Origin of the sequence: Devosia naphthalenivorans, assembly GCF_003056355.1 — a bacterium.
In the GTDB taxonomy this organism is placed as follows: Bacteria; Pseudomonadota; Alphaproteobacteria; order Rhizobiales; family Devosiaceae; genus Devosia; species Devosia naphthalenivorans.
The window spans coordinates 105019-127833 of the sequence record NZ_PYVW01000005.1 but is presented as its reverse complement, the minus strand read 5'-3'; the positions used below and the strand labels follow the sequence as shown (position 1 = coordinate 127833).

The window sequence follows — 22815 nt, the reverse complement described above, 5'->3', positions numbered from 1 at the left end:
GACGCGTCAAGTGGAGAAGTGAATGCAAGCCAAATCGGGGTCTGAACAGGCTAATGGCAGCGGGTTCCTGCCCCGGCCGATCCGCTTGGGCGACGAGGTCTACAACGCGATCTATGCCCAATTGATGTCGCTGAAGATTGCCCCGGGGAGTCGCATTTCCATCGACAAGCTGGTGCGCGAAATGGGTGTCTCACAGACCCCTATTCGTGAAGCGCTGTCGCGGCTGGAAGCGCAAGGCCTCGTCGTAAAGACCCATCTCATCGGCTACAGCGTCGCCAGCCAGATGGACTCCGAGCGGTTGCGGCAACTCTATCAATTGCGCCTCCTGCTGGAGCCCTTCGCCGCCGAGCAGGCCGCGCTCAACGCCACCGATGAATCCGTCGCCCAACTCGAAGCGGCCGACGCGACCATGCGCGAAATCCAACTGGCCGGCAGCCGCAACAATTATGGCGAATTCGCCCAGCGGGACGGACAGTTCCATGACCTGATCGCTGCGCAAAGTGGCAACGATCTGGTGCAGGAGGCCCTGTCGCGCCTGCACACACATGTGCACCTGTTCCGTCTCTTCTATCATGCGAGCGCAACCGGTGACGCCATTGCCGAGCATGAGGACATCATCGCCGCGATCCGGAATCGCGACGGAGCGGCGGCCGCGGCCGCCATGCGCCATCACATCGAGCAGTCCAGGATTCGCTTCAGCGAGCCATAAGCGGAGAGGCGCTCGCGGGGAGCGCCTCTGCGCGATTTTACTGGCTGGCGGCGATCGCCTCGCTGGCCGCGATGGCGGCCATGTTGACAATGCCGCGGCTGGTGACCGAAGGGGCGAGAATATGCGCCGGCTGGCGGGTGCCCATCAGGAGGGGCCCGACCGGCAGCGCATTGTTGAGCTCCTTGAGCAGGGTCATCGACAGATTGGCCGCCTCCAGATTGGGGAAGATCAGCAGGTTCGCCTCTCCCTTGAGCACTGAATTGGGCACATAGCGCTCGCGCAGGCTTTCGTTGATTGCCAGGTCGCCCTGCATTTCGCCGTCCACCACCAGATCCGGCGCGACCTCCTTCAGGGTCTCGTAGACCACGCGCATCTTCTCGCTCGTCAGGCCATCGCGCGAACCGAAATTGGAATAGCTGAGGAGCGCCGCCTTGGCGTCGATATTGAAGCGCCGCAGGTGATCGCGCGCCTGCAGCGTGATTTCGACGATCTCCGGCGCCGTTGGATCGATGTTGACGTAGGTATCGGCGAGGGAGAACACGCCCCGGTTCATCACCAGCATGGAAAGGGTCGAGAGCTGGCTGGCTTCGGGCGCGAGCCCGATTACCGACTGGATATCACGCGCGTGCTTGATGAACCGCCCCTGCAGGCCGCAGATCAGCGCATCGGCCTCGCCGCGCCGCACCGCGAGCGCGCCGATCACCGTCGTATTGGTGCGCACGATGGTGCGCGCGGTGTCCGGCGTCACGCCCTTGCGCCCCACCAGATCATGAAAGTCGGCGACATAGTCGCGATAGCGCGGATCGTCTTCGGGGTTGACCACGTCGAAGTCGCGCCCCGCCTTGAGCGTCAGCCCGAAGCGTTCGATACGCTGCTCGATGACTGACGGCCGGCCAATCAGGATCGAGCGGCCGATGCCATCCTCCAGCATCACCTGGGTTGCGCGAAGCACGCGCTCGTCCTCGCCATCGGCAAAGGCGATGCGCTTGCCCTCGCCCTGGGCCCGCTCGAACATCGGCTTCATGATGAAGCCCGAACGGAAGACGAAGCGGTTGAGCTGGTCACGATAGGCGTTGAAATCGGCGATGGGCCGCGCGGCCACGCCGCTTTCCATGGCGGCCTTGGCCACTGCCGGTGCGATGCGCAGGATCAGCCGCTGGTCGAAGGGATTGGGGATGAGGTAATCCCGCCCGAAAATGGCTGGCACGCCATGAGCGGAGGATTCCAGACCCGGTTCATGCGCGAGCCTGGCGATCGCGTGGGCTGCCGCGGCCTTCATCTCCTCGTTGATTACGGTTGCGCCGCAGTCCAGCGCTCCGCGGAACAGGAAGGGAAAGCAGAGGACGTTATTGACCTGATTGGGATAGTCCGACCGCCCGGTGCAGATCATTGCGTCGGGCCGCGCTTCCCGCGCCAGTTCAGGCATGATCTCCGGGGTGGGATTGGAGAGCGCCAGGATCAGCGGATTTTCCGCCATGTCCTTCATCATTTCGGGCTTGAGCGCACCGGCCTTGGATAGCCCGACATAGATGTCGGCCCCGGCCATGACCTCGCTGAGCTCCGTCTTGTCGGTGTCCTGCGCAAAGGCGCCGCGCCAGCGATCGACATTGTTGTGCCGCGCCTTGGTCACCAGCCCCTTGGAATCAGCGATCCAGATATTCTCGCGCGCCGCACCCACCGCGATCAGCATGTTCATGCAGGCGATGGCCGCCGCTCCTGCCCCCGAGGTTACGATCTTGGCCTTGGCAATATCCTTGCCGACCAATTGCATGGCGTTGAGCACGGCGGCCGCCACGATGATGGCCGTGCCGTGCTGGTCGTCATGAAACACCGGAATGTTCATGCGTTCGCGTAGCGTTTCCTCGATCTCGAAGCATTCCGGCGCCTTGATGTCTTCGAGGTTTATGCCGCCAAAGCTGGGCTCCAGCGGCGCCACGATCTCGATGAAGCGCTGCGGGTCCTGCTCGTTGACCTCGATATCGATGGAATCGATCCCGGCGAACTTCTTGAACAGGACGGCCTTGCCTTCCATCACCGGCTTGGAGGCCAGCGCCCCGATATTGCCCAGGCCCAGCACGGCCGTGCCATTGGAAATCACCGCAACCAGGTTTCCCTTGGAGGTGTATTTGTAGGCAGCCTGCGGATCGGCCGCGATCTCTTCGCAAGGAATGGCCACGCCGGGCGAATAGGCCAGCGACAGATCGCGCGTATTGGCCAGGGGCTTGGTCGCCACGATCTCGAGCTTGCCCGGACGCGGGTATTCATGGAAATGCAAAGCCGCATCATGCAGGCTCGGCGTGTTGTCATCGGCCATGTGGCACTCTCCCTCCGTCAGTTTGCAGCCAGTTCGGCCTTTTTTGCGCCGCCCGCCCTTGTGCAACAGCAGTTCGGTATTGGCCGTTTGGCTGCTCAAGCCGATCAACGATCCGGGGAGACGCGGTCGCGAAAGCTATATTGTTGTCCAAACCAGGGGCATTGGACAATAGGAGGGGGTCCCTGGCGCCGGTCAGGCAAATGCCACACTCGCTCCGCCCATGCTGGAAGCGCGCTTGATCAGGCTTCCTGGCAGCCGGACCGCAATGGGCGGCTTGCCGGGTTCGACGTCGCCATCGGCAATCAGCCGCACGGTCCTGTCGACGAGATCGTCAACCGGCTGGCGGTAGGTGGTCAGCGAATAGCGCGGCCAACTGCCCATGGCGATATCGTCGAAACCGACGACGGCTATGTCGTCGGGCACCGACAATCCGGCTTCGTCGCGCAGCGCGTCCATGCCGCCAATGGCCAGGATGTCATTGGCAAAGAAAATACCGTCGGTGTCGCCCTTGGCCGCAATTTGGCGCGCGGCACGATAGCCGGCCTCGTAGCTGTATTCGCCGCCCGACAGCTGCATGGTCAGCGTCATGCCCAGTTCGGCCACCCGCGTGATGAAAGAGCTCTGGCGTTCCAGATTGGTCGATGTATGCGCGAGCCCGGCAACATAGGCTACACGCCGCCGCCCAATGGCATAGAGATGGTCGGCGATCTCGCGGGCGCCGCTGGCATTATCGCAGCAGACCGAGGTGATGCTGTTGTCGGGCAGGTTGCGATTGACCAGGATGGCGGCCCGGTTTTCCGTCGCCCAGTGCAAGGCCGGCCCCGAAAGCGCAGTGGCCGACAGCACGATTACCGCGTCGACATTGTATTGCCGCAGCGCCGCCAGCTGCTGCTCGAAGCTGGAACTGCGCGTCACATTGAACATCAGGCTCTGCAATCCTACCTGTTGCAGCGCCCGCGACAGCCTTTCGATGATCAGCGGATAGAACGGGTTCTGCATCTCCGAGACGACGATGCCCACGATATTGGTGCGGCTGCGCGACAGCATCGAGGCAATGGCATTGGGGTGGTAGTTGAGCTCGCGCGCGGTCTTCAGAATCAGCTCGCGCATTTCCGCCGAGATGCTGGACCCAGGGGTAAAGGCACGCGAAACGGCCGATTGGCTGACCCCGACAAGCCGCGCCAATTGCCGCCCCGTTATCGAGCGCCGCTTGCCCGTTCGCGCAGGATTGCCCTGGTCCAAAATCACCTCCGGCCTCTCGCCGATATTCTCGCTTGGCCGTCCTGCCCCGCAGGAGCCACCGACAATGGCCTGTAGCACGGGCCTTCCTTGCCAGCAAAGCAACCGGCGCTGACCCCGCCGACAATTCCCGTGCGCGCATCGGCCGCAGATGGCCTAAGTCATTCCGAGTTGGTACAAACTTGGCAGCAAAAGTTTCGTTTTCATCCTGTCAGGAGGTGCTTATGTCCGAAAATCGCAATGCCGGGGATACCCGCTCTGCCGCTTCCACCACTGGCGCCGGTGCACCGGCACCGAGCGACCGCAATTCCCTGTCCATCGGAGCCGATGGCCCTATCGTGCTGCACGATGTGCACTTCCTCGAGCAAATGGCGCATTTCAACCGCGAGAAGGTTCCCGAGCGCCAGCCGCATGCCAAGGGCGCCGGCGCATTCGGCGTGTTCGAGACCACCGAGGATGTATCCGCCTACACCAGGGCAGCGCTGTTCCAGAAGGGCACTGCAACCGAGATGCTGGCGCGCTTCTCGACCGTGGCCGGTGAAATGGGCAGTCCCGATACCTGGCGCGACGTGCGCGGCTTCTCGCTGAAGTTCTATACCAGCGAGGGCAATTACGACCTCGTCGGCAACAACACGCCGATTTTCTTCGTGCGCGACCCGATGAAGTTCCCCCACTTCATCCGCAGCCAGAAACGCCTTCCCGATTCCGGCCTGCGCGACAACCACATGCAGTGGGATTTCTGGACCAACAATCCCGAAAGCGCCCATCAGGTAACCTATTTGATGGGTGAGCGTGGCCTGCCGCGCACATGGCGCAATATGAATGGCTACGGCTCCCACACCTATATGTGGATCAATGCCGACGGCCAGAAATTCTGGGTGAAGTATCATTTCCATACCGAGCAGGGCATGGAATTCTTCTCCAATGCGGAAGCGGCTGCCATGGCCGGCGCCGATGCCGACTTCCACCGCCGCGACCTGTTCGATGCCATCGCGCGCGGTGAGCATCCGAGCTGGATCCTGTGGGTCCAGGTCATGCCTTATGCCGAAGCCAGCACCTACAGGATAAACCCGTTCGATCTGACCAAGACGTGGCCGCATGCCGACTATCCGCTGATCAAGGTCGGCAAGATGACGCTCAACCGCAACCCGGTCAATTTCTTTGCCCAGATCGAGCAGGCGGCCTTCTCGCCTGGCAACACCGTGCCCGGCATCGGCCTCTCGCCCGACAAGATGCTGCTCGGCCGCGCCTTTGCCTACAATGACGCCCAGCGCAACCGCATCGGCACCAATTTCCATCAACTGCCGGTCAACCAGCCCAAGGTACCCGTCAACACCTATATGTTCGACGGACAGATGGCCTATCACCATAGCGGCGATGCACCGATCTACGCCCCCAATAGCGGCGATCGCATGTGGGCCGACCAAACCGGTCCCGCTGCGGATGGTTGGGAGACAGACGGCGCCATGGTGCGCAGCGCCTATACGTTGCGCAGTGACGATGATGATTTCAGCCAGCCGGGCAAGCTCGTGCGCGAGGTGTTCAACGACGATCAACGCACCAAGTTGGTGGAACAGGTCGCCGGCAGCCTGCTTGGCGGTGTGCGTGAGCCCGTGCTGAGCCGCGCCATCGACTACTGGAAGAGCGTCGATCCCCAGGTCGGCGGCCGCATCGAGGAAAAGGTCCGCGCGGGCACCGCCCCCAGGCCGGCCGAAGGCATGGGTGAAGGATAACTCTGCCCCGACCGTGAACGCCGCTCCGTCAGCTTCGGCTGGCGGAGCGCATACGGTAGTGTAGCACCCGCTTTCGTTTGGCGGGACATGCTGGCTGAACGAAAGCCGCTGTTGTGAACTCGCGCTGTCATGGCGTATAGCAGCCTATACGCACCGACCGGGCCAGTGCTGCTGTGAATTCAAGGGAACGTCACGCCGAGATCGTTGAGCTTGCCAAGCAGCAAGGCCATGTTCTGGTCGAAGCGCTGGCAAGCTTGTTCGATGTAACGGCCCAGACCGTCCGCAAGGATCTCAATGATCTGTGCAATGCCGGGGTGCTCAAACGCACGCACGGCGGCGCAATATTCCCTTCGGGTGTCGAGAACCTCGAATATGAGGCTCGCCGGCGCATAGCGGCCGCGGAAAAGACCGCTATCGGCAAGGCCACTGCGTCCATTGTTCCGTCCAATGCTTCGCTGTTCATCAATATCGGCACCACGACCGAAGCGGTGAGCCAGGCGCTGGTGGATCATTCCGGCCTGATGGTCATCACCAACAACATCAATGTCGCCAACCGGCTGCGGATCTATCCCGGCATCGAAGTGGTGATCGCGGGCGGCGTGGTGCGCGGGTCCGATGGTGGGGTGGTCGGCGATGCGACGGTTGATTTCATCAACCAGTTCAAGGTCGACTACGCCGTGATCGGGGCTTCGGCGATCGACGAGGATGGCGCGCTGCTCGATTTCGACTATCGCGAAGTCCGGGTCGCCCAGGCCATCATCGCCAATGCGCGGCATGTTATCGTGGTCTCGGACTCCACCAAGTTCGAGCGCACCGCGCCGGTCCGCATCGCCCATCTGTCGCAGGTCGATACCTTTGTGACGGACCGTTGCTCGCTGGAATCGATCCGCACAATCTGCCGCGATGCCGATGTGCGCCTGATCGAAACCTCGCCAGACGCAGCCTAGCGGCAAGCCTTAGTAGGTTGCCCGGCCGCCTGAGAGGTCGAACACCGAGGCAGTGGTGAAACTGTTTTCAGCTGACACCAGCCAGGCCACCATATTGGCCGCTTCCTCGACTTCGAGGAACCGACCGCGTGGAATGCGGCTGAGCATATAGTCGATGAACTCGGGCTTGAGTTCATCGAGGATGCGCGTCTTGGCCGTGGCGGGCGTGATCGCATTGATGGCGATATTGTACTGGGCGCACTCCTTGCCCACGGCCTTGGTCATGCCCACGACACCCGCCTTGGCTGCGGCATAGGCAGACGCGTTGGGATTGCCCTCCTTGGCGGCAATGGACGCAATGTTGACGATGCGCCCGTAATTGCGGGCTTTCATTCCCGGCAGCACGGCGCGATTGACGTAGAAGGCGCCGTTGAGGTCGATATTGATGACCCGGTGCCATTCCTCGAGATCATATTCATCGAGCGGAGCATTGCGACCGGCGACGCCAGCCGAGTTGACCATAATATCGAGGCTCCCCAGTTCCTGCTCCACCTGCGCCGTCGCCGCTGCCACCGATTCATAATCGGTGATGTCGACAAGGATGGTGGAGGCGGCGTCGCCCAGCTCGGCCCGCGCACTGGCGAGCAGTTCCGCATTCATGTCCCACAGGCTGACTTTGGCGCCCGAGCGCACAAGGCGCTGCGCAATGGCGAAACCGAGCCCCTGTGCACCACCGGTAACGACGGCAACGCGGCCTTCAAGATCGATCTGGTTCATGTTCTCTCCGGCTCAGGGAAGGTGGAAGACTTCGGCGAGGTCGACCGTGGTTGGGGTGCCATCGTCATTATAGTCCATCACATCGGCCATGAAGTCCCACCAGCGACGGTTGGCATCCGTCTTGGGCAGGTCGGGCATGGTGTGATCGTCCGCGCGGATCAGGGTGGCGAACAGATAGTTGGTTTCGGGATCGTGCCAGATGGAATAATCCGAAACGCCTGCGTCCTTGAGCGCCTTGACCAGCTCGGGCCAGATTTCGTCATGCCGCTTCTTGTATTCGGCGATCTTGTCGGGATGTACCCGCATGCGAAAGGCCACGCGTTCAGCCATCAGCTTCTCCTGCTTGCGGTGCAAAAATGAACGAGTCGGACGCGGTGCGCCAGCGCACTTCATGGGGATAGCGTTCCATCTTTGAAGCGCCATAGTGTTTCGTGCAAGCTTTGCTTAAGTTCACAGGCGCTAAGAAGAATCGCACCGCAGAGGAGCCCGCTTGCCCATGGTTGAATATGCACGCTATCCGTCGCTTGCCGGCGTACCCGTCGTCATTTCCGGCGGCGCCAGCGGCATTGGCGAGTTCCTGGTGCGCGAATTCGCAGCCCAGGGCGCCAAGGTCGGCTTTGTCGATATAGCGGATGACGCGGGCAACGCCCTGGCGGCGGACCTTGTGGCGCAGGGCATGACCGCGCGGTTTGCCCGTTGCGACGTTACCGACATGCAGGCTTACCAGGCGGCCATTGCCGGCTTTGCCCAGGCCCATGGCGACGCGCTGGTGCTGGTCAACAATGCCGCCCATGACGACCGCCACGACTGGGCCGAGGTCACCCCGACCTATTGGGACGACCGCATGGCGGTCAATCTCAAGCATGCCTTCTTTGCCATCCAGGCGGTGGCCCCCGGCATGGTCAAGGCCAAGCGTGGCTCGATCATCAATACCGGCTCGATCAGCTGGATGATCATGAGCCCGCGTATTCCGGTCTACGAGACGGCCAAGGCCGCAGCGCACGGGCTGACCCGCTCCATGGCGCGGGAACTGGGCAAATCGGGCATAAGGGTCAATACGCTGGTGCCCGGCTGGATCATGACCGAGCGGCAGCTGACCCATTGGGTCGATGAGGAAAGCGAACGCCAGATCGATTCCAACCAGGCTTTGGCCGGCCGCCTTTATCCCCAGGATGTGGCGCGCATGGCGCTGTTCCTGGCGTCCGAGGACAGCGCCATGATTTCCGCGCAGCAATTCGTGGTCGATGGCGGCTGGGCCCACACCTAGCGGTTTCACGCCGTTCAGGACGCGCTGGAGGTTTTGTCCATCCGCCCCGAGGCACGGCCGAACCCTTCGGCGATCACCGCCTTCATCGCCTCGCGCGCTTCCTCGGCATCCTGCGCCTTGATGGCCTGGGCGATCCGGCCATGGGCGCGGACCGTCGCCGTCATGGCCTCCTGGTCCTGCATGGGCGAACTGATGGTGAAAACCGCCGTCAGCGCCAGTTCCACCAGCGCGCTGATCGAGGCCATGAACGGATTGCCCGAAGCCTCGGCCACGGCGCGGTGAAATTCAAGATCGGTGCGGGCGAACTCTTCGGGCGTGCGGGCTTCGCCTAGGCGATCGGCACAGGCGATCAGCGCCGCCGCCTGTTCAGCGGTACGCCGCTCGGCGGCAAGAGCCGCTGATTCGACTTCGACCCCGATGCGGATTTCCGAGAGGCTGCGCAGGAATGCCACGTCCGGCCCGGTTTCGAAGTGCCAGGCCAGCACATCGGCGTCGAACAGGTTCCAGCGCTTGCGCGGCAGCACGCGGGTGCCCACCCGGGCCCGCGCCTCGATCATGCCCTTGGCGGCGAGCGTCTTGAGCGCCTCGCGCAGCACGGTGCGCGATACGGAAAAACGCTGCAGCAACTCGGTGTCGGACGGCAAAATCTCGCCCTCGCGGTAAACCCCGCCCACAATGGCCACGCCCAATTGCCAGAGCACCTGCGAATGCAGATTGCGCAGCGGTACGCGGCCCGCAATCGAGGCGATCAGATCGCCGGATGTGCCGCCTTGTGCGTCCCGCTCCACCATTATTTGCCCCCGCTTGCCATGGCCGGACCTAAGCACGCGACAATAAGTGTTACAATATGAATTAGCCTTGTGCTGGACAGCGCAGGCGTCGCTGCGCAAGGGTAGCGCAAAAAGGAATCGCCCATGTCCGCTGCCCAACTCGACGCCGTTCTCGCCCATGTCGACAGCAATCTCGATGCGAGCCTGGAGCGGCTCTATCACTTGCTGCGCATCAAATCGATCTCGACCGACCCGGCCTTTGCCGCCGAGTGCCAGCGCGCCGCGGACTGGATCGTAACCGAGTTGAACGGCATCGGCTTTGATGCCTCGGCGCGCCCGACGCCCGGCCATCCCGTGGTTGTGGCGCATGGCCCGGAGCAGGACGGCACCCATGTGCTGTTTTATGCCCACTATGACGTGCAGCCGGTCGATCCGCTCAATCTGTGGCACACCGACCCGTTCGAGCCCGAACTCAAGACCGACAGCAATGGCCGCAAGATCATCGTGGCGCGCGGCGCCTCGGACGACAAGGGCCAGATGATGACCTTCATCGAAGCCTGCCGCGCCTGGAAGGCGGCGACGGGTTCCCTTCCGGTACGCATCTCGCTGATGCTCGAAGGCGAGGAAGAATCGGGCGGCAAGAACCTGCCCCCGTTCATGCAGGCCAATCGCGACGAGCTGGGCGCCGCCGACATTGCGCTGGTCTGCGACACCGATATGTGGGACCGCCAGACCCCATCCGTCACCACCATGCTGCGCGGCCTGGTCGGCGAGGAAATCGAAATCTCCTGCGCCAACAAGGACCTCCATTCGGGCATGTTCGGCAATGCCGCGCGCAATCCCAACCAGGTGCTGGCCGATATCATCGCCAGCCTGCGCACACCCGATGGCAGCGTCACCCTGCCCGGGTTTTACGACGACGTCGCCGAAATCAGCCCCGAACTGAAGGCACAATGGCAGGGCCTGGGGTTCGACGAAGCGAAATTCCTGGGCGAAGCCGGCCTTTCCGTGCCGGCGGGCGAACAGGACCGCTCGGTGCTCGAAATGATCTGGGCACGGCCCACCTGCGAGATCAACGGCATCATCGGGGGCTATACCGGCGATGGCTTCAAGACGGTCATTCCCGCCAAGGCCAGCGCCAAGATCAGCTTCCGCCTCGTCTCGCGCATGGACCCGGTCAAGATCCGCGCCGCCTTCCGCAAGCATGTGCAGGATCGCATTCCGGCCGATTGCTCGGTAAAATTTACCGAACATGGCGGCTCGCCGGCCATCACCGTGCCCAGCGATGGCACCCATCTGCGCCAGGCGCTCGAAGGGCTTTCCGGCGAATGGGGCAAGCAGGCTGTGATCACCGGCTCGGGCGGCTCCATCCCCGTGGCGGGCGATTTCAAGCGCATCCTCGATCTCGATACCCTCCTGATCGGCTTTGCCCATGTCGACGACCAGATCCATTCTCCCAACGAGAAATACGATCTCGACAGCTACCATCGCGGCATCCGCTCCTGGGTGCGCGTGCTGGCAGCGTTCGCGGCGCAGGTCTAAACGGCACCCCGAAGCGCCGTCCGGCCAATGGCAGGGCGGTTTGGGTCAGCGTGCACGTGGCGAGGCCCTGCCTCGGTATAGTTTAGTGTGTGAGACAGAGCCCCGCCACATGCGATGGGATTTGCGGCGCGCGCGACTCTGGCCTCGGAGCGTCAATAGCCCCGGCGACACTTCCGCTTGCCTGCAGGGATCACGACATCCCCGCCCCATCTGACAACAACACTAGCCGGTTCGCGCGACCCGCTGGGCGTGAGGTTGGTATGGGAAGGATAGTGTGTGTGGGATGGAGGGGGGAGAAGATGGATAGATTATTTATCGGACGAAGGACCCCCACCTGACCTCCCCCTGGGAGGGGGAGGGACGGGATTGTGGGTGGAGGAGATATAATCAAAAACGCCATTCTGCCCTCGGGCTTGACCCGAGGGAAGCGCGATGGGTGGGTGAGATGGTGCCACACACGGATTGTGACCGGCGAGGAGGTCCCACACTCCCGATCGTCATGCCTGGGGGCCAGCAGCGAACCACTTCGCTTACCCCGGCTGCCCACCCAGGCTCTGCACCGCCCTTGCCCCCGCCTCGATCCCCTTTGCCAACGCCGTCCGCTCATCCTCGCCCGCCAGATGCGCGGCGATGAACCCCGCAGCAAACGCATCACCGGCGCCGGTGCTGTCCACCACCTCGACCCGCTGGGCCGGCAGGCTAACCCGCACGCCGTCGCGACCGCCCAGGGCGGCGCCCTCGGCACCGCGCTTGATCACCACATTGCCGAACTGCGCGCTCAGCGCTGCGATCTGCTTTTCATGGCCGGCGGCTCCCGTCAGGGCTTCGGCTTCGCTCTGGTTGGCAAAGATCCAGTCCGCTCCCGCCGTCCATTTCAGAAACTCTGCCGGGCCCACTTCATGGAGAAAACCCACCGACGCCGGATCGACGGCAATGGCGATGCCGCGCGTCCGGGCCCGCGCGAACAATCCCTGCACCGCCTCCCGCGGTCCGGGTGCAAAAAAGCTGTAGCCTGAAACCATCACCATGCTGACCTCGTCCAGCAGGTTTTCCGGCAGGTCCTCGGCGCATAGATGCAAATTGGCGCCACGGTCGGTGAGGAAACTGCGCTCCCCGTCCGGATCGACAATGGTGACCAGCACGCCCGATGGTTGAGCCTTGTCACCGGCCAGCACCGGCACGACGCCCAGACCGCGGAAATAATTCTCGTAGCCCATCCGGTCGCCAGCCCCGACCCGGGCGGCAAACACCACGTCGGCGCCCATGGCCCCCAGCCACACCGCCTGATTGGCGCCCGATCCGCCGGGACGGCTGCGCACCGTCGCGCGCCGGTCGCTGCCCCTAACGATCGGCCCCTCCGGCACCACGATCACGTCGGTCATCACATCCCCGACGACCAGGACGCGGCCGCTCATGCGCGCAGGGTCGCCGGCTTCCTGGCCATTGCGCTGGCAATCTGGGCGGCCACCATGGCGTTGTTTTCCACCAGCGCGATATTGGCGACCAGCGACTTGCCTTCGGTGAGCTCGAAAATGCGCTTGAGCAGGAACGGCGTCAGCGCCTTGCGCGACACCCCTTCCCGTTCGGCGCCGGCAATCGCTTCGGCAATCCGCGCTTCAATGGCCTCCGCATCAAGCTCGCTTGCCTCGGGGATCGGGTTGGCGACGAGGATACCCCCCAGCCCCAGGGCGATCTGGGTCTGCATGACCTTGGCGATATCGGCGACATCGTCGAACCGGTGATCCACCTTGTGGCCGCTCTTTCGGGCCCAGAATGCGGGGAAATCCTCGGTGCCATAGCCCAGGACCGGCACGCCATTGGTTTCCAGCACTTCCAGCGTCTTGCCGATATCGAGGATCGACTTGGCACCGGCACAAACCACGGCGACCGGGGTGCGGCCGAGCTCTTCCAGGTCCGCCGAAATATCGAAGGTTTCCTCGGCGCCCCGATGCACGCCGCCAATACCGCCGGTGGCGAACACATGGATGCCGGCAAGCGCCGCGATCTGCATGGTGGTGGCAACCGTGGTGCCCGCCACCGCACCCTGCACAAGCAATGCGCTCACATCGCGCCGCGACGCCTTGGCGGCCTTGCCGCCTTCAAGCGCCAGCCGCTCCAGATCCTCGCCCGACACGCCGACGCAGAACCGGCCATCCATGATGGCGATGGTGGCCGGCGTGGCCCCATGCTTGCGGATCACCGCCTCCACATTGTTGGCCATTTCCAGGTTCTGCGGATAGGGCATGCCGTGGGTTATGATGGTGGATTCCAGCGCCACTACGGGCTTGCCTTCGCCCAGGGCATGGCGGACTTCCGGGCTGATGGAGAGATAGGCTTTGGCGCTCATGAAAATGGCTCGCTTCATCGATCTGGTGCTTGAGCCATTGCGGCCCTGTTTGGGGGGGATTTGGGCCCGGTTGCCGCAACGCGTCAACCCCCCGAAAATCATGGGCAAAGGCGCTTGTCGCGGGGCGGATTTGGTTTTAGGGTCCCCCCGGTATTCTGGCGAGAAAGGGCACTTCGCTGCAGACGCTCATTGTTGATCGGGCACCATCCACCGATCGATACGCGCCCCGCTCCGGGCAGAGTTCAGCAAAGTTTGCCGGCGCCTCCGGGCGTCGGATTGCCGCATCCTTTCTTTCCCGCCTGCCGTTCACTCAAAGATAAGCGCGTGCCGCTCACCCTGCCTAGCGGACGGGGACCTGTTTCCATGCTGCACGCCTGGCGCCCCATCACTCAATCGAACGACCCTGCACAGGAGCTCTTTTCACAATGAACAAATCGCTCGCCCTTGCCTTCGGTGCCCTGATGGTCGCCAGCCCCGCGCTGGCCCAGGAAGAGCCCGTGCTCAACGTCTACAACTGGTCCGACTATATCGCCGAGGACACCATCGCCAATTTCGAGGCGGAGACCGGCATCAAGGTCAATTACGACGTCTACGATACCAACGAGATTGTCGATGCCAAGCTGCTGGCCGGCTCGTCCGGCTATGACATCGTGGTGCCTTCGGGCAATTTCCTCGAGCGCCAGATCCAGGCCGGGCTGATCCTTGAGCTCGACAAGTCCAAGCTGCCCAATCTGAGCAATCTCGATCCCGCAGTGATGCAGACGGCAACGGCCCAGGACCCCGACAACGCCCATGCCGTGCCCTACATGATCAACACCATCGGCTTTGGCTACAATGTCGCCAAGGTGACCGAAGCCCTGGGTACCGATGCCCCGCTCGACAGCTGGGACCTGATCTTCAAGCCCGAATATGCCGAAAAGCTCAGCTCCTGCGGCATCAGCCTGCTCGATAGCCCCTCCGAAGTGGTCGGCATTGCCCTGCACTATCTCGGGCTCGATCCAAACAGCGAAAGCGAAGAGGATCTCGCCAAGGCCGAGGAACTGCTGACGTCCATCAAGCCGTTCGTGCGCTACTTCAATTCCTCGCAATACATCGACGATCTGGGCAATGGCGAAATCTGCCTGGCTCTGGGCTATTCGGGCGATATCTTCATCGCCGCCGACGCCGCTGCTGCCGCCAACCAGGGCGTCGAAGTGCAGTATGTGATCCCCAAGGAAGGCGCGGCGACGCTGTTCGATTTCCTCGCCATCCCCGCCGATGCCCCGCATCCGGACAACGCGCACAAGTTCATCAACTACATCCTTGAGCCCGAAGTCGTGGCCGCGATCACCAACTACGTGTTCTATGCCAACCCCAACCTGCCCGCGATCGAGTTCGTGGACGAGGAAGTCAAGAACAACCCTGGCATCTACCCCCCGGCGGAAACCATCGCCAAGGCCTTCGTTCTGGGCGCGCACAGCCCCGACTACGAAGAGGTCTTGACCCGCACCTGGACCCGCATCAAAACCGGCCAGTAATCTGCCTCATATGCCGCAGTCGACACCCTCCCCCTGGCGGGGAGGGATCAAGGGTGGGGGATGGCTGGCCCGCATATCGGGGCCAACCGACACCCCCTCCTGGCCTCCCCCGTCAAGGGGGAGGTACCGCCCGGTGGATGGACGCGATGGTGCCAGACACAACTGCTCGCCGCCAACGCGGTTAGGAACTCTAGATGGCTAAAAAACCGCAACTTGCTATCGACACCCGCCCCTGGCGCGATCCCGATGCGAAACCGTTTGTCCGCATCAAGAACGTCACCAAGAGATTTGGTGACGTTTATGCCGTTTCGGATGTGTCGCTGGATATCTACAAGTCGGAGCTGTTCTGCCTGCTGGGCGGTTCGGGCTCGGGCAAATCCACCCTGCTGCGCATGCTGGCCGGCTTCGAGCAGCCGACCTCGGGCAGCATCGAGATCGACGGCCAGGACATGACGGAGGTGGCGCCCTATAATCGCCCCGTCAACATGATGTTCCAGAGCTATGCGCTGTTCCCGCACATGAATGTGGAACAGAACATCGCCTATGGCCTCAAGCGCGATCACCTGCCGCCCGCCGAAATCAACAACCGTGTCGCGGAACTGCTCAGCCTTGTGAAGCTGCAGGACTATGGCAAGCGCCGCCCGCACCAGCTCTCGGGTGGCCAGCGTCAGCGCGTGGCCCTGGCTCGTGCGCTCGCCAAGCGGCCCAAGCTCCTGCTGCTCGATGAACCGCTTGGCGCGCTCGACAAGAAGCTGCGCGAGGAAACCCAGTTCGAACTGGTCAAGATCCAGGAAACGCTGGGCGTGACCTTCATCGTCGTGACGCACGACCAGGAAGAGGCGATGTCGCTCGCCACCCGCATCGGGGTGATGAATTCGGGCGAAATCGCCATGATTGGCGAACCGACCGACATCTATGAATTCCCCAATTCCAAATTCGTCGCCGGCTTCATTGGTTCGGTCAACATGGTGGAAGGCATCGTCATCGAGGACGAGCCCGACCATGTCCGCATCCGCTCGGGCGAACTGGGCTGCGATATCTTCGTCGGCCACGGCGTCGATTGCGCGCCCGACCAGATCCTGTGGTGGGCAATCCGGCCCGAAAAGATCACGCTCAGCCGCGACAAGCCGGAAAATGCCGAAGACGCCAATGTCACCCAGGGCATCGTCGAGGAAATCGGCTATCTCGGCGACATGAGCGTCTATCAGGTGCGCCTGGAAAGCGGCAAGCATATCCGCGTCACTCAGACCAACACCGTGCGCGGCAATCCGGACTCGATCACCTGGGACGAACAGGTCTATCTCAGCTGGGACGACAATGCCGGATCGGTGTTGACGGTATGATGGACTATCCCATCACTCCTCTGCCTGGAGCATCCCATGTCCAGCTTTGACACCGAAGCCCCACCGCCGCGCCCGCGGCGTCCCTGGACCGTGGTGGAACGCGGCCTCGCCGCTGTCGGGCTCTCCGGCAAGGCGCTGGTGATTGCTGCGCCCGCCATCTGGCTCACCGTGTTCTTCCTCGTGCCGCTGCTGGTGGTGTTCGGCATTTCGCTGACGGTCAAGCAGTTCGGCCGCCCGCCCTATACCCCGCTCCTCACCAATGAGGACGGCACGGTGCAGCTGACCCTGCATCTCAACAACTATATCCGCCTGTTCACCGACGGGCTCTATATCTCGGCCTATCTGTCCTCGATCAAGATCGCGTTCATCTCGACGGTCATCGCGCTGTGCATCGGCTACCCCATGGCCTATGCCATCGCCCGTGCGCCGGACCAGTGGCGCAATATCCTGCTGATGCTGGTGATCCTGCCGTTCTGGACCTCGTTCCTGTTGCGCGTCTATGCGCTGACCGGCTTCATGCGCGGCAATGGCGTCATCAACAATTTCCTCGGGCTGTTCGGCATCGAGCCGCTGGTGATGATGCAGACCGATTTCGCCGTCTATGTCGGCATCGTCTATTCCTACCTGCCCTTCATGATCCTGCCGCTTTACACCAACCTCGTGAAGCTTGATGGCGCGCTGCTGGAAGCGTCGGCGGATCTGGGCGCGCGGCCGCTGCGCACCTTCCTCACCATCACCCTGCCGCTGTCCATGCCGGGGATCATTGCCGGCTCCATGCTGGTGTTCATCCCCGCCATCGGGGAATACGTCATTCCCGCGCTCCTGGGCGGACCATCGACGCTGATGATCGGGCGCGTCCTTTGGGACGAGTTCTTTGCCAATACCAACTGGCCGCGCGCTTCCGCTGTCGCGGTCGCCATGCTGGTGGTGGTGGTCATTCCCATCATGCTGCTGCAAAAGGCGCAGGATGCGGTGCAGGACCGGGAAAGGGCCAAGTAGATGCGGCGCGGCTGGTTTCTCCCTATAGCGGCAAGCCTGGGCTTTGCCTTCCTCTATGCCCCCATCGTTTCGCTGGTGGTGTTTTCGTTCAACGAAAGCAATCTGGTGACCGTGTGGTCCGGCTTCTCGACCAAATGGTACGGCGCTTTGCTGGCCGATCCGCAAATGCTGGGCGCCGCCTGGCTCAGCGTGCAGGTGGCATTCGCTGCCGCTTCCATCGCGCTGGTGCTGGGAACGCTGTGTGCCGTGGCGCTGGTGCGCTTCCGCAAATTCCGTGGGCGCACGGTTCTGGCCGGCACGGCATCCGCACCGCTCGTCATGCCGGACGTGATCACCGGCCTCGCGCTATTGCTGCTGTTCGTTGCCATGGAGGCAACGTTGGGCTGGCCGGCCGGGCGTGGCCTGATGACCATCGTCATCGCCCATTCCACCTTCTGCACGGCCTATGTCGTGGTGGTGGTACAGTCGCGCCTGTCCGATCTCGACCTGAGCCTGGAAGAAGCCGCCATGGACCTCGGCGCCACGCCCATCCGCGTGTTCTTCGACATCACCCTGCCCATCATCGCCCCGGCGCTGGTTTCGGGGTGGCTATTGGCGTTCACGCTGTCGCTCGACGATCTGGTGATCGCCAGCTTCGTTTCGGGCCCGGGATCGTCCACCCTGCCCATGGTGATCTTCTCCAAGGTCCGCCTGGGCGTCTCGCCGGACGTCAATGCGCTCGCCACCATCATCATCGGCATCGTCGCCCTTGGCGTGCTGGCCGCGACGCTGCTGCAGCTGCGTTCGCGTCCCAGGAAGGCGCGGGCATGAATGGGTTCCCTCTGCCAGCGTGACATTTGTGTGACTGGACAAGCCCCGAAAAGCCGGGCACCATTCCCCCATGTTCAACCAACGCGAAGGAGGTGATCCAATGTCTTTTGAGAATACGGCGCTCGTTAAAGGTCATGGATTTGAAGTGCTGGTGACGGGGATGCCCGCCTAGCACACCTCCAGGCCTCGAGGCCGAATTACTCAGGAAGGGCTGCTCCTCGGGGCAGCCCTTTTTGTTGTCCCTTGACGAATGGGACCAAGCCATTGATACCGCTCGCAACAATCCTGGAGCTGTATTCATGTCCCCGGCCAATTTCGTTTTGACCCTGAGCTGCGCCGACCGTCCCGGCATCGTGGCGGCCGTCACCACCGAACTGGCAGCGCTCAGCGCCAATATTGCCGAATCCAACCAGTTCTGGGACCGCGAAACCGGCCGCTTTTTCATGCGCCTGGCTTTTACCGCGCCCGAAGGCGTCGACCGCGAAGCCATCGAGCGGGCGCTGAAATCGCCCATCGAGCGCTTTTCCATGAAGACCAACCTGACCGAGGAAGCGCGCAAGAAGCGCATCGTCATCATGGTCTCCAAGTTCGACCACACGCTGCGCCATCTGCTCTACCAGATCCAGGTTGGCTGGCTCGATGCCGAGGTCGCGGCGGTTATTTCCAACCACGACACCACCCGCAAGCTCGCCGAAGCCGAAGGCATTCCATTCCACCTGCTGCCGGTAACGCCCCAGACCAAGGCCGAACAGGAGGAGCAGGTGCTTAACCTGGTCAAGCAATCTGGCGCCGACCTGGTGGTGTTGGCGCGCTACATGCAGGTGCTGTCCGATAATCTGTCGACCCGCCTGTTCGGCCAGGTCATCAACATCCACCATTCGTTTTTGCCCAGCTTCAAAGGCGCCAAACCCTATCACCAGGCCCATGAGCGCGGCGTCAAGATCATCGGCGCCACGGCCCACTACGTGACCCCGGACCTCGACGAGGGCCCGATCATCGAACAGGAAACCGCCCGCGTCACCCACGCCATGAGCCCCGACGATCTCGTCGCCGCTGGCCGCGACATCGAAAGCCGGGTGCTGGCCCGCGCCGTCAAGCTGCACCTGGAAAGCCGGGTGATGTTGAATGGGAAGAAGACCGTGGTGTTTGGGTAAGGCACCCCACCCACCGTGCTTCCCTCGGGCCTGACCCGAGGGCCACGTCCCGCCGGGACAACCGCCCCGGCAAGGGCTCCCTGAACGGCCCTCGGGTCAGGCCCGAGGGCAGCACGGCGTTATTGACTGCCTTGTGCCAATGGCAGGTGTATTTGGGTGTTCACTTCCCGCACTTACCGGGTTCCCCATTATCACCCTGTCATTCCCGCGAACGCGGGAATCTCACTTCCTTCGACACAAGTGGGGTTCCCGCTTTCGCGGGAATGACGCGGTGGATGGGACTGACAGGAGACGAGGAAATAAACACTCCCCCTGACAGGAGAGTGTCAGGTGAAGTACAGCACTTAAACCGGCAAATCCTCAAGCCGCAGTGAATCCGCCAGCGTGGTCTGGTCCAGCACGGCGCGCGTGGCCAATGTCACCCGCTCGAACACATGCCGGATCTCGCAGGATTCCTCATCCCGGCAATCCTCGCATTTGCGATAGGCGATCTTGGACAGGCATGGCAGCGGCGCGATGGGCCCGTCGATCAGCCGCAGCACTTCGCCGAACATGATCTGCTCGGGCGATTTGAGCAGTTCATAGCCGCCCGACCGCCCGCGACGGCTGGCCACATAGCCCGCGCGCTTGAGCTCAAGCAGGATCTGTTCGAGGAACTTCTTGGGAATCGATTGTTCCTTGGAGATCTCGCCGATCATCCGGGTTTCGCCACGCCCCGCCCGGGCAAGGGAAACCAGGGCGCGTAGGGCGTATTTGGCTTTCTGCGAAATCATTGCTGCCGACTAGTCGCGATGCGCTTTGGGAGGCGCATCCATTACACCGGTGTGGAGCCGGAGTGGGCTCCGACAAGACCTATGCGCCAAGCTGGAGGCCTTTGACAAGACCTCAACTCCGGGGTTCCGGCACCACTGGCGGTACGACGCCTTCGCTCTTGTCCGGCCCGGCCGTCTCCTGTTCGCCATCGGGCTCGGCGGGTGCCGCAATATCACCCTCCACTGCCGCTTCGTCTTCCGGCTCCAGATCGCTCTCCAGTGCCGGCATGGCGTCCTCAGGCAGAGGCTCCAGGGCGATGATCTCCGTCGGCAACACCACTTCGCTGACGATGCTCTGCGCGGGCCCCGACTGCGGAACCACCGCCACGACGATCTCGTCGATGGCCGGTGGCGCCTCGCCGACATCAAGGGCTTCAACTGCAGTTGAAGGCGCGGCATCCACCGTTTCAACATCGGGAGCGGGCAATTCGATTACCTCGGGCTCGCTGGCCTCCACCGTGTCCTCATCCGGCGTCTCTGGCGGCGTCAGTTCCAGATCAGCATCGATGATCTCCGGCTCCAGCGTTTCAATGCCGGGCAACTCTTCTTCCAGCACTGCTTCCCGGTTTTCCTCCGCCTCGACAGCCGCTTCATCGGCAACCGGCGCCTCAGCGCTGGGACTTGCCTCCTCGGGGGCAAGCGGGATCAGTTCGGCGATCACAGGCGCAGCGCCAGCGGTTTGCAGGATATTGTCGACCGGCGGCAATTTGGGCTCGGCCGGCGCAGGTTCTGCGGCGACCTCAGCCCGGCGCTCTCCGCGCAACCAGGCCAGCATGCCCAGCCCGATTTCGCGCTCGCCCATGATGACGGTATCGGCACCAAGCGCTCGCAAATGCGCCTCTTCTTCGTCGGAGTGAGCCCGGGCGATGATACGGATGGACGGACAAAGCTTGCGGCCCACCTCGCAGACCGTGCCGGCCTCAAAGCCGTTGGGAATGGCGATCAAGAGGGAACGCGCGGCGGGCAGATTGGCCAGTTGCAGCACTGCGGCGCTGGCGGCATTGCCCACCACGACCTCGATACCCTTGGCGCGGGCCGCAGCCACGGCATGGTCAATATCCTCGATGACGACCAGCGGCGCACCAGCCGCGTGAAGCCCCTCGCCCACCGTGCGCCCGACGCGGCCGAAGCCGACGAGAACCGTGTGATCGGTTTGCGTAGTGGGCTCGGGCACATCGTCATCGGCTCCGGGCGCGCCGGTGTCTATGGCGGGTTCACCCGGCGCATCGGTAGTCAGCGGACCCTGTGCAGCTGCCGGGGGTTCGCCGGGCTCGATGCGCACGCCATCGCGCTCCATGCGGGCGGCACGGTGCTGCGCCGCCTTCGCCTCGAACCGCGGCCTGACGAGGTCCAGCGCCCAGAATACCACCGGGTTGAGCACGATGGAGATCAATGCGCCGGCCAGGATCAGATCCTGCCCTTCCCGCGGCAGGATGGCGAGCGATACGCCAAGGCTGGCCAGAATGAACGAGAACTCGCCGATCTGCGCCAGCGACGCCGAAATGGTCAATGCCGTGGCGACCGGCCTCCTGAACAGCAGGACGATGCCGAAGGCGGCGAGCGACTTGCCGATGACGATGATGAAGACCGTGGCCAGGATCGGCAGCGGATTGGTGACGATGATGCTGGGGTCGAACAGCATGCCGACCGAAACAAAGAACAGCACGGAAAACGCATCGCGCAGGGGCAGGGTTTCCTGCGCGGCGCGGTGGCTGAGCTCGCTTTCGGAAAGGATCATGCCCGCGAAGAAGGCGCCCAGCGCCAGGGAAACCCCGAACAGCACGGCCGAGCCGAGCGCCACGCCCAGGGCAATGGCGAGGACCGCAAGACGGAACAGTTCGCGGCTGCCGGTATGGGCGGTGGCATGGAGCGCCCACGGAATGAGGCGCCGGCCCACGACCAGCATGAAGCCGACAAAGGCGGCGATCTTGACGATGGTGAGCGCCAGCACGCCCCAGATCCCGACCGACCCGCCTATCAGGCGTTCCACGAACGACACGAACGGGTCGTGCACGGCGTTTTCCACGCCGCTGAGGCTGGCAATGGCGGGGATCAGCACCAGCGCCAGCACCATGGCCAGATCTTCCACGATCAGCCAGCCCACGGCGATGCGCCCGCGCTCGGTCTCGATGAGACGCCGGTCCTGCAGCGCCTTGAGCAGCACCACGGTGGAGGCAACCGACAGCGCCAGACCGAAGATCAGCCCCGCGCCGATGCCCCAGCCCAGCAGGAGCGCCAGCCCCAGGCCAAGCAGCGTCGCCAAGGCGATCTGGGCGATGGCGCCGGGAATGGCGAGCGCCCGCACGCTCATCAAATCCTTGAGCGAAAAATGCAGTCCCACCCCGAACATCAGGAGGATCACGCCAAGTTCGGCCAGTTCCGCCCCGAGCGCCTGGTCGGCCACGAAGCCGGGCGTATGGGGACCCACCAGCACACCGGCCAGTAGATACCCCACCAGTGGCGGCATGCGGAACCGGTTGGCTATCATCCCGAAGATAAACGCCAGCACCAGACCCGCGACGATCGTTGAGATCAGGGGGGTGTCGTGGTGCATAT

18 protein-coding genes and 1 pseudogene are annotated in these 22815 nt (G+C 63.1%); 10 read left to right on the top strand and 9 right to left on the bottom strand.

Annotated elements, in window-relative coordinates:
• The first annotated feature begins 22 nt into the window (after positions 1-22).
• Entirely contained in the window at positions 23-709 is a 687-nt protein-coding gene (locus tag C8264_RS09415; protein WP_108460733.1) for a GntR family transcriptional regulator, read from the top strand.
• 37 nt (positions 710-746) lie between these two features.
• Here C8264_RS09415 and C8264_RS09410 read toward each other — a convergent pair whose 3' ends face one another.
• A complete protein-coding gene (locus tag C8264_RS09410; protein ID WP_108460732.1) occupies positions 747-3023 on the bottom strand; it encodes an NADP-dependent malic enzyme in 2277 nt (758 codons plus the stop codon).
• A gap of 192 nt (positions 3024-3215) precedes the next feature.
• Positions 3216-4343: a LacI family DNA-binding transcriptional regulator gene (locus tag C8264_RS09405; protein WP_162783541.1), complete on the bottom strand. Its 1128-nt coding sequence runs from the start codon at positions 4341-4343 to the stop codon at positions 3216-3218.
• Positions 4344-4486: 143 nt separating this feature from the next.
• On the opposite strand from C8264_RS09405, the gene C8264_RS09400 reads away from it, so the two are divergent.
• Both C8264_RS09400 and C8264_RS09395 read left to right on the top strand, forming a co-directional pair.
• Positions 4487-5995: a catalase gene (locus C8264_RS09400; RefSeq protein ID WP_108460730.1), complete on the top strand. Its 1509-nt coding sequence runs from the start codon at positions 4487-4489 to the stop codon at positions 5993-5995.
• A gap of 173 nt (positions 5996-6168) precedes the next feature.
• Positions 6169-6942: a DeoR/GlpR family DNA-binding transcription regulator gene (locus C8264_RS09395; protein ID WP_108460729.1), complete on the top strand. Its 774-nt coding sequence runs from the start codon at positions 6169-6171 to the stop codon at positions 6940-6942.
• Positions 6943-6951: 9 nt separating this feature from the next.
• Here C8264_RS09395 and C8264_RS09390 read toward each other — a convergent pair whose 3' ends face one another.
• Positions 6952-7698, bottom strand: coding sequence for an SDR family NAD(P)-dependent oxidoreductase (locus C8264_RS09390; RefSeq protein ID WP_108460728.1), 747 nt, complete (start codon positions 7696-7698; stop codon positions 6952-6954).
• Between the two features lie 12 nt (positions 7699-7710).
• The gene (gene rhaM / locus C8264_RS09385; RefSeq protein ID WP_108460727.1) at positions 7711-8028 is read right to left on the bottom strand and encodes an L-rhamnose mutarotase; all 318 of its coding nucleotides are present in this window, start codon (positions 8026-8028) and stop codon (positions 7711-7713) included.
• Positions 8029-8194: 166 nt separating this feature from the next.
• Between rhaM and C8264_RS09380 the strand changes: the two genes are divergently transcribed.
• A complete protein-coding gene (locus C8264_RS09380; RefSeq protein ID WP_108460726.1) occupies positions 8195-8965 on the top strand; it encodes an SDR family NAD(P)-dependent oxidoreductase in 771 nt (256 codons plus the stop codon).
• A 14-nt stretch (positions 8966-8979) separates the two neighbouring features.
• On the opposite strand, the gene C8264_RS09375 is transcribed toward C8264_RS09380, so the two are convergent.
• Entirely contained in the window at positions 8980-9756 is a 777-nt protein-coding gene (locus tag C8264_RS09375; protein ID WP_108460725.1) for a FadR/GntR family transcriptional regulator, read from the bottom strand.
• Positions 9757-9879: 123 nt separating this feature from the next.
• Here C8264_RS09375 and C8264_RS09370 point away from each other — a divergent pair, with 123 nt between their 5' ends.
• Positions 9880-11277, top strand: a complete 1398-nt coding sequence (locus C8264_RS09370) for a M20/M25/M40 family metallo-hydrolase (RefSeq protein WP_108460724.1) — start codon at positions 9880-9882, stop codon at positions 11275-11277.
• Between the two features lie 530 nt (positions 11278-11807).
• Here C8264_RS09370 and C8264_RS09365 read toward each other — a convergent pair.
• Positions 11808-12692, bottom strand: coding sequence for a carbohydrate kinase family protein (locus C8264_RS09365; RefSeq protein WP_108460723.1), 885 nt, complete (start codon positions 12690-12692; stop codon positions 11808-11810).
• Positions 12689-13624, bottom strand: coding sequence for a pseudouridine-5'-phosphate glycosidase (locus C8264_RS09360; RefSeq protein ID WP_108460797.1), 936 nt, complete (start codon positions 13622-13624; stop codon positions 12689-12691). Before C8264_RS09360 ends, C8264_RS09365 begins: the two co-directional genes overlap by 4 nt.
• Before the next feature lie 425 nt (positions 13625-14049).
• On the opposite strand from C8264_RS09360, the gene C8264_RS09355 reads away from it, so the two are divergent.
• The 5 genes from C8264_RS09355 (at position 14050) to purU (ending at position 19447) form a co-directional block, all read left to right on the top strand.
• Positions 14050-15141 carry a polyamine ABC transporter substrate-binding protein gene (locus tag C8264_RS09355; protein ID WP_108460722.1) on the top strand — a complete coding sequence of 364 codons (1092 nt, stop codon included), beginning with the start codon at positions 14050-14052 and terminating at the stop codon, positions 15139-15141.
• Between the two features lie 194 nt (positions 15142-15335).
• Positions 15336-16484 carry an ABC transporter ATP-binding protein gene (locus C8264_RS09350; protein ID WP_108460721.1) on the top strand — a complete coding sequence of 383 codons (1149 nt, stop codon included), beginning with the start codon at positions 15336-15338 and terminating at the stop codon, positions 16482-16484.
• Between the two features lie 36 nt (positions 16485-16520).
• The gene (locus C8264_RS09345) at positions 16521-17483 is read left to right on the top strand and encodes an ABC transporter permease subunit (RefSeq protein WP_108460720.1); all 963 of its coding nucleotides are present in this window, start codon (positions 16521-16523) and stop codon (positions 17481-17483) included.
• Positions 17484-18293, top strand: a complete 810-nt coding sequence (locus C8264_RS09340) for an ABC transporter permease subunit (protein ID WP_108460719.1) — start codon at positions 17484-17486, stop codon at positions 18291-18293.
• A 299-nt stretch (positions 18294-18592) separates the two neighbouring features.
• The gene (purU, locus tag C8264_RS09335) at positions 18593-19447 is read left to right on the top strand and encodes a formyltetrahydrofolate deformylase (RefSeq protein WP_108460796.1); all 855 of its coding nucleotides are present in this window, start codon (positions 18593-18595) and stop codon (positions 19445-19447) included.
• A gap of 344 nt (positions 19448-19791) precedes the next feature.
• Here purU and C8264_RS09330 read toward each other — a convergent pair whose 3' ends face one another.
• Entirely contained in the window at positions 19792-20220 is a 429-nt protein-coding gene (locus C8264_RS09330; RefSeq protein WP_108460718.1) for an RrF2 family transcriptional regulator, read from the bottom strand.
• 745 nt (positions 20221-20965) lie between these two features.
• Positions 20966-22813: pseudogene (locus tag C8264_RS09325) on the bottom strand (cation:proton antiporter domain-containing protein); the annotation flags it as partial.
• Between the last annotated feature and the right edge of the window lie 2 nt (positions 22814-22815).

Bases quoted from the DNA above. Each gene is read 5' to 3' on its own strand.
- C8264_RS09415 (WP_108460733.1), top strand. From the start codon at position 23: ATGCAAGCCAAATCGGGGTCTGAACAGGCTAATGGCAGCGGGTTCCTG.
- C8264_RS09410 (WP_108460732.1), bottom strand. From the start codon at position 3,023: ATGGCCGATGACAACACGCCGAGCCTGCATGATGCGGCTTTGCATTTC.
- C8264_RS09400 (WP_108460730.1), top strand. From the start codon at position 4,487: ATGTCCGAAAATCGCAATGCCGGGGATACCCGCTCTGCCGCTTCCACC.
- C8264_RS09390 (WP_108460728.1), bottom strand. From the start codon at position 7,698: ATGAACCAGATCGATCTTGAAGGCCGCGTTGCCGTCGTTACCGGTGGT.
- rhaM (WP_108460727.1), bottom strand. From the start codon at position 8,028: ATGGCTGAACGCGTGGCCTTTCGCATGCGGGTACATCCCGACAAGATC.
- C8264_RS09380 (WP_108460726.1), top strand. From the start codon at position 8,195: ATGGTTGAATATGCACGCTATCCGTCGCTTGCCGGCGTACCCGTCGTC.
- C8264_RS09375 (WP_108460725.1), bottom strand. From the start codon at position 9,756: ATGGTGGAGCGGGACGCACAAGGCGGCACATCCGGCGATCTGATCGCC.
- C8264_RS09370 (WP_108460724.1), top strand. From the start codon at position 9,880: ATGTCCGCTGCCCAACTCGACGCCGTTCTCGCCCATGTCGACAGCAAT.
- C8264_RS09365 (WP_108460723.1), bottom strand. From the start codon at position 12,692: ATGAGCGGCCGCGTCCTGGTCGTCGGGGATGTGATGACCGACGTGATC.
- C8264_RS09360 (WP_108460797.1), bottom strand. From the start codon at position 13,624: ATGAGCGCCAAAGCCTATCTCTCCATCAGCCCGGAAGTCCGCCATGCC.
- C8264_RS09355 (WP_108460722.1), top strand. From the start codon at position 14,050: ATGAACAAATCGCTCGCCCTTGCCTTCGGTGCCCTGATGGTCGCCAGC.
- C8264_RS09350 (WP_108460721.1), top strand. From the start codon at position 15,336: ATGGCTAAAAAACCGCAACTTGCTATCGACACCCGCCCCTGGCGCGAT.
- C8264_RS09345 (WP_108460720.1), top strand. From the start codon at position 16,521: ATGTCCAGCTTTGACACCGAAGCCCCACCGCCGCGCCCGCGGCGTCCC.
- C8264_RS09340 (WP_108460719.1), top strand. From the start codon at position 17,484: ATGCGGCGCGGCTGGTTTCTCCCTATAGCGGCAAGCCTGGGCTTTGCC.
- purU (WP_108460796.1), top strand. From the start codon at position 18,593: ATGTCCCCGGCCAATTTCGTTTTGACCCTGAGCTGCGCCGACCGTCCC.
- C8264_RS09330 (WP_108460718.1), bottom strand. From the start codon at position 20,220: ATGATTTCGCAGAAAGCCAAATACGCCCTACGCGCCCTGGTTTCCCTT.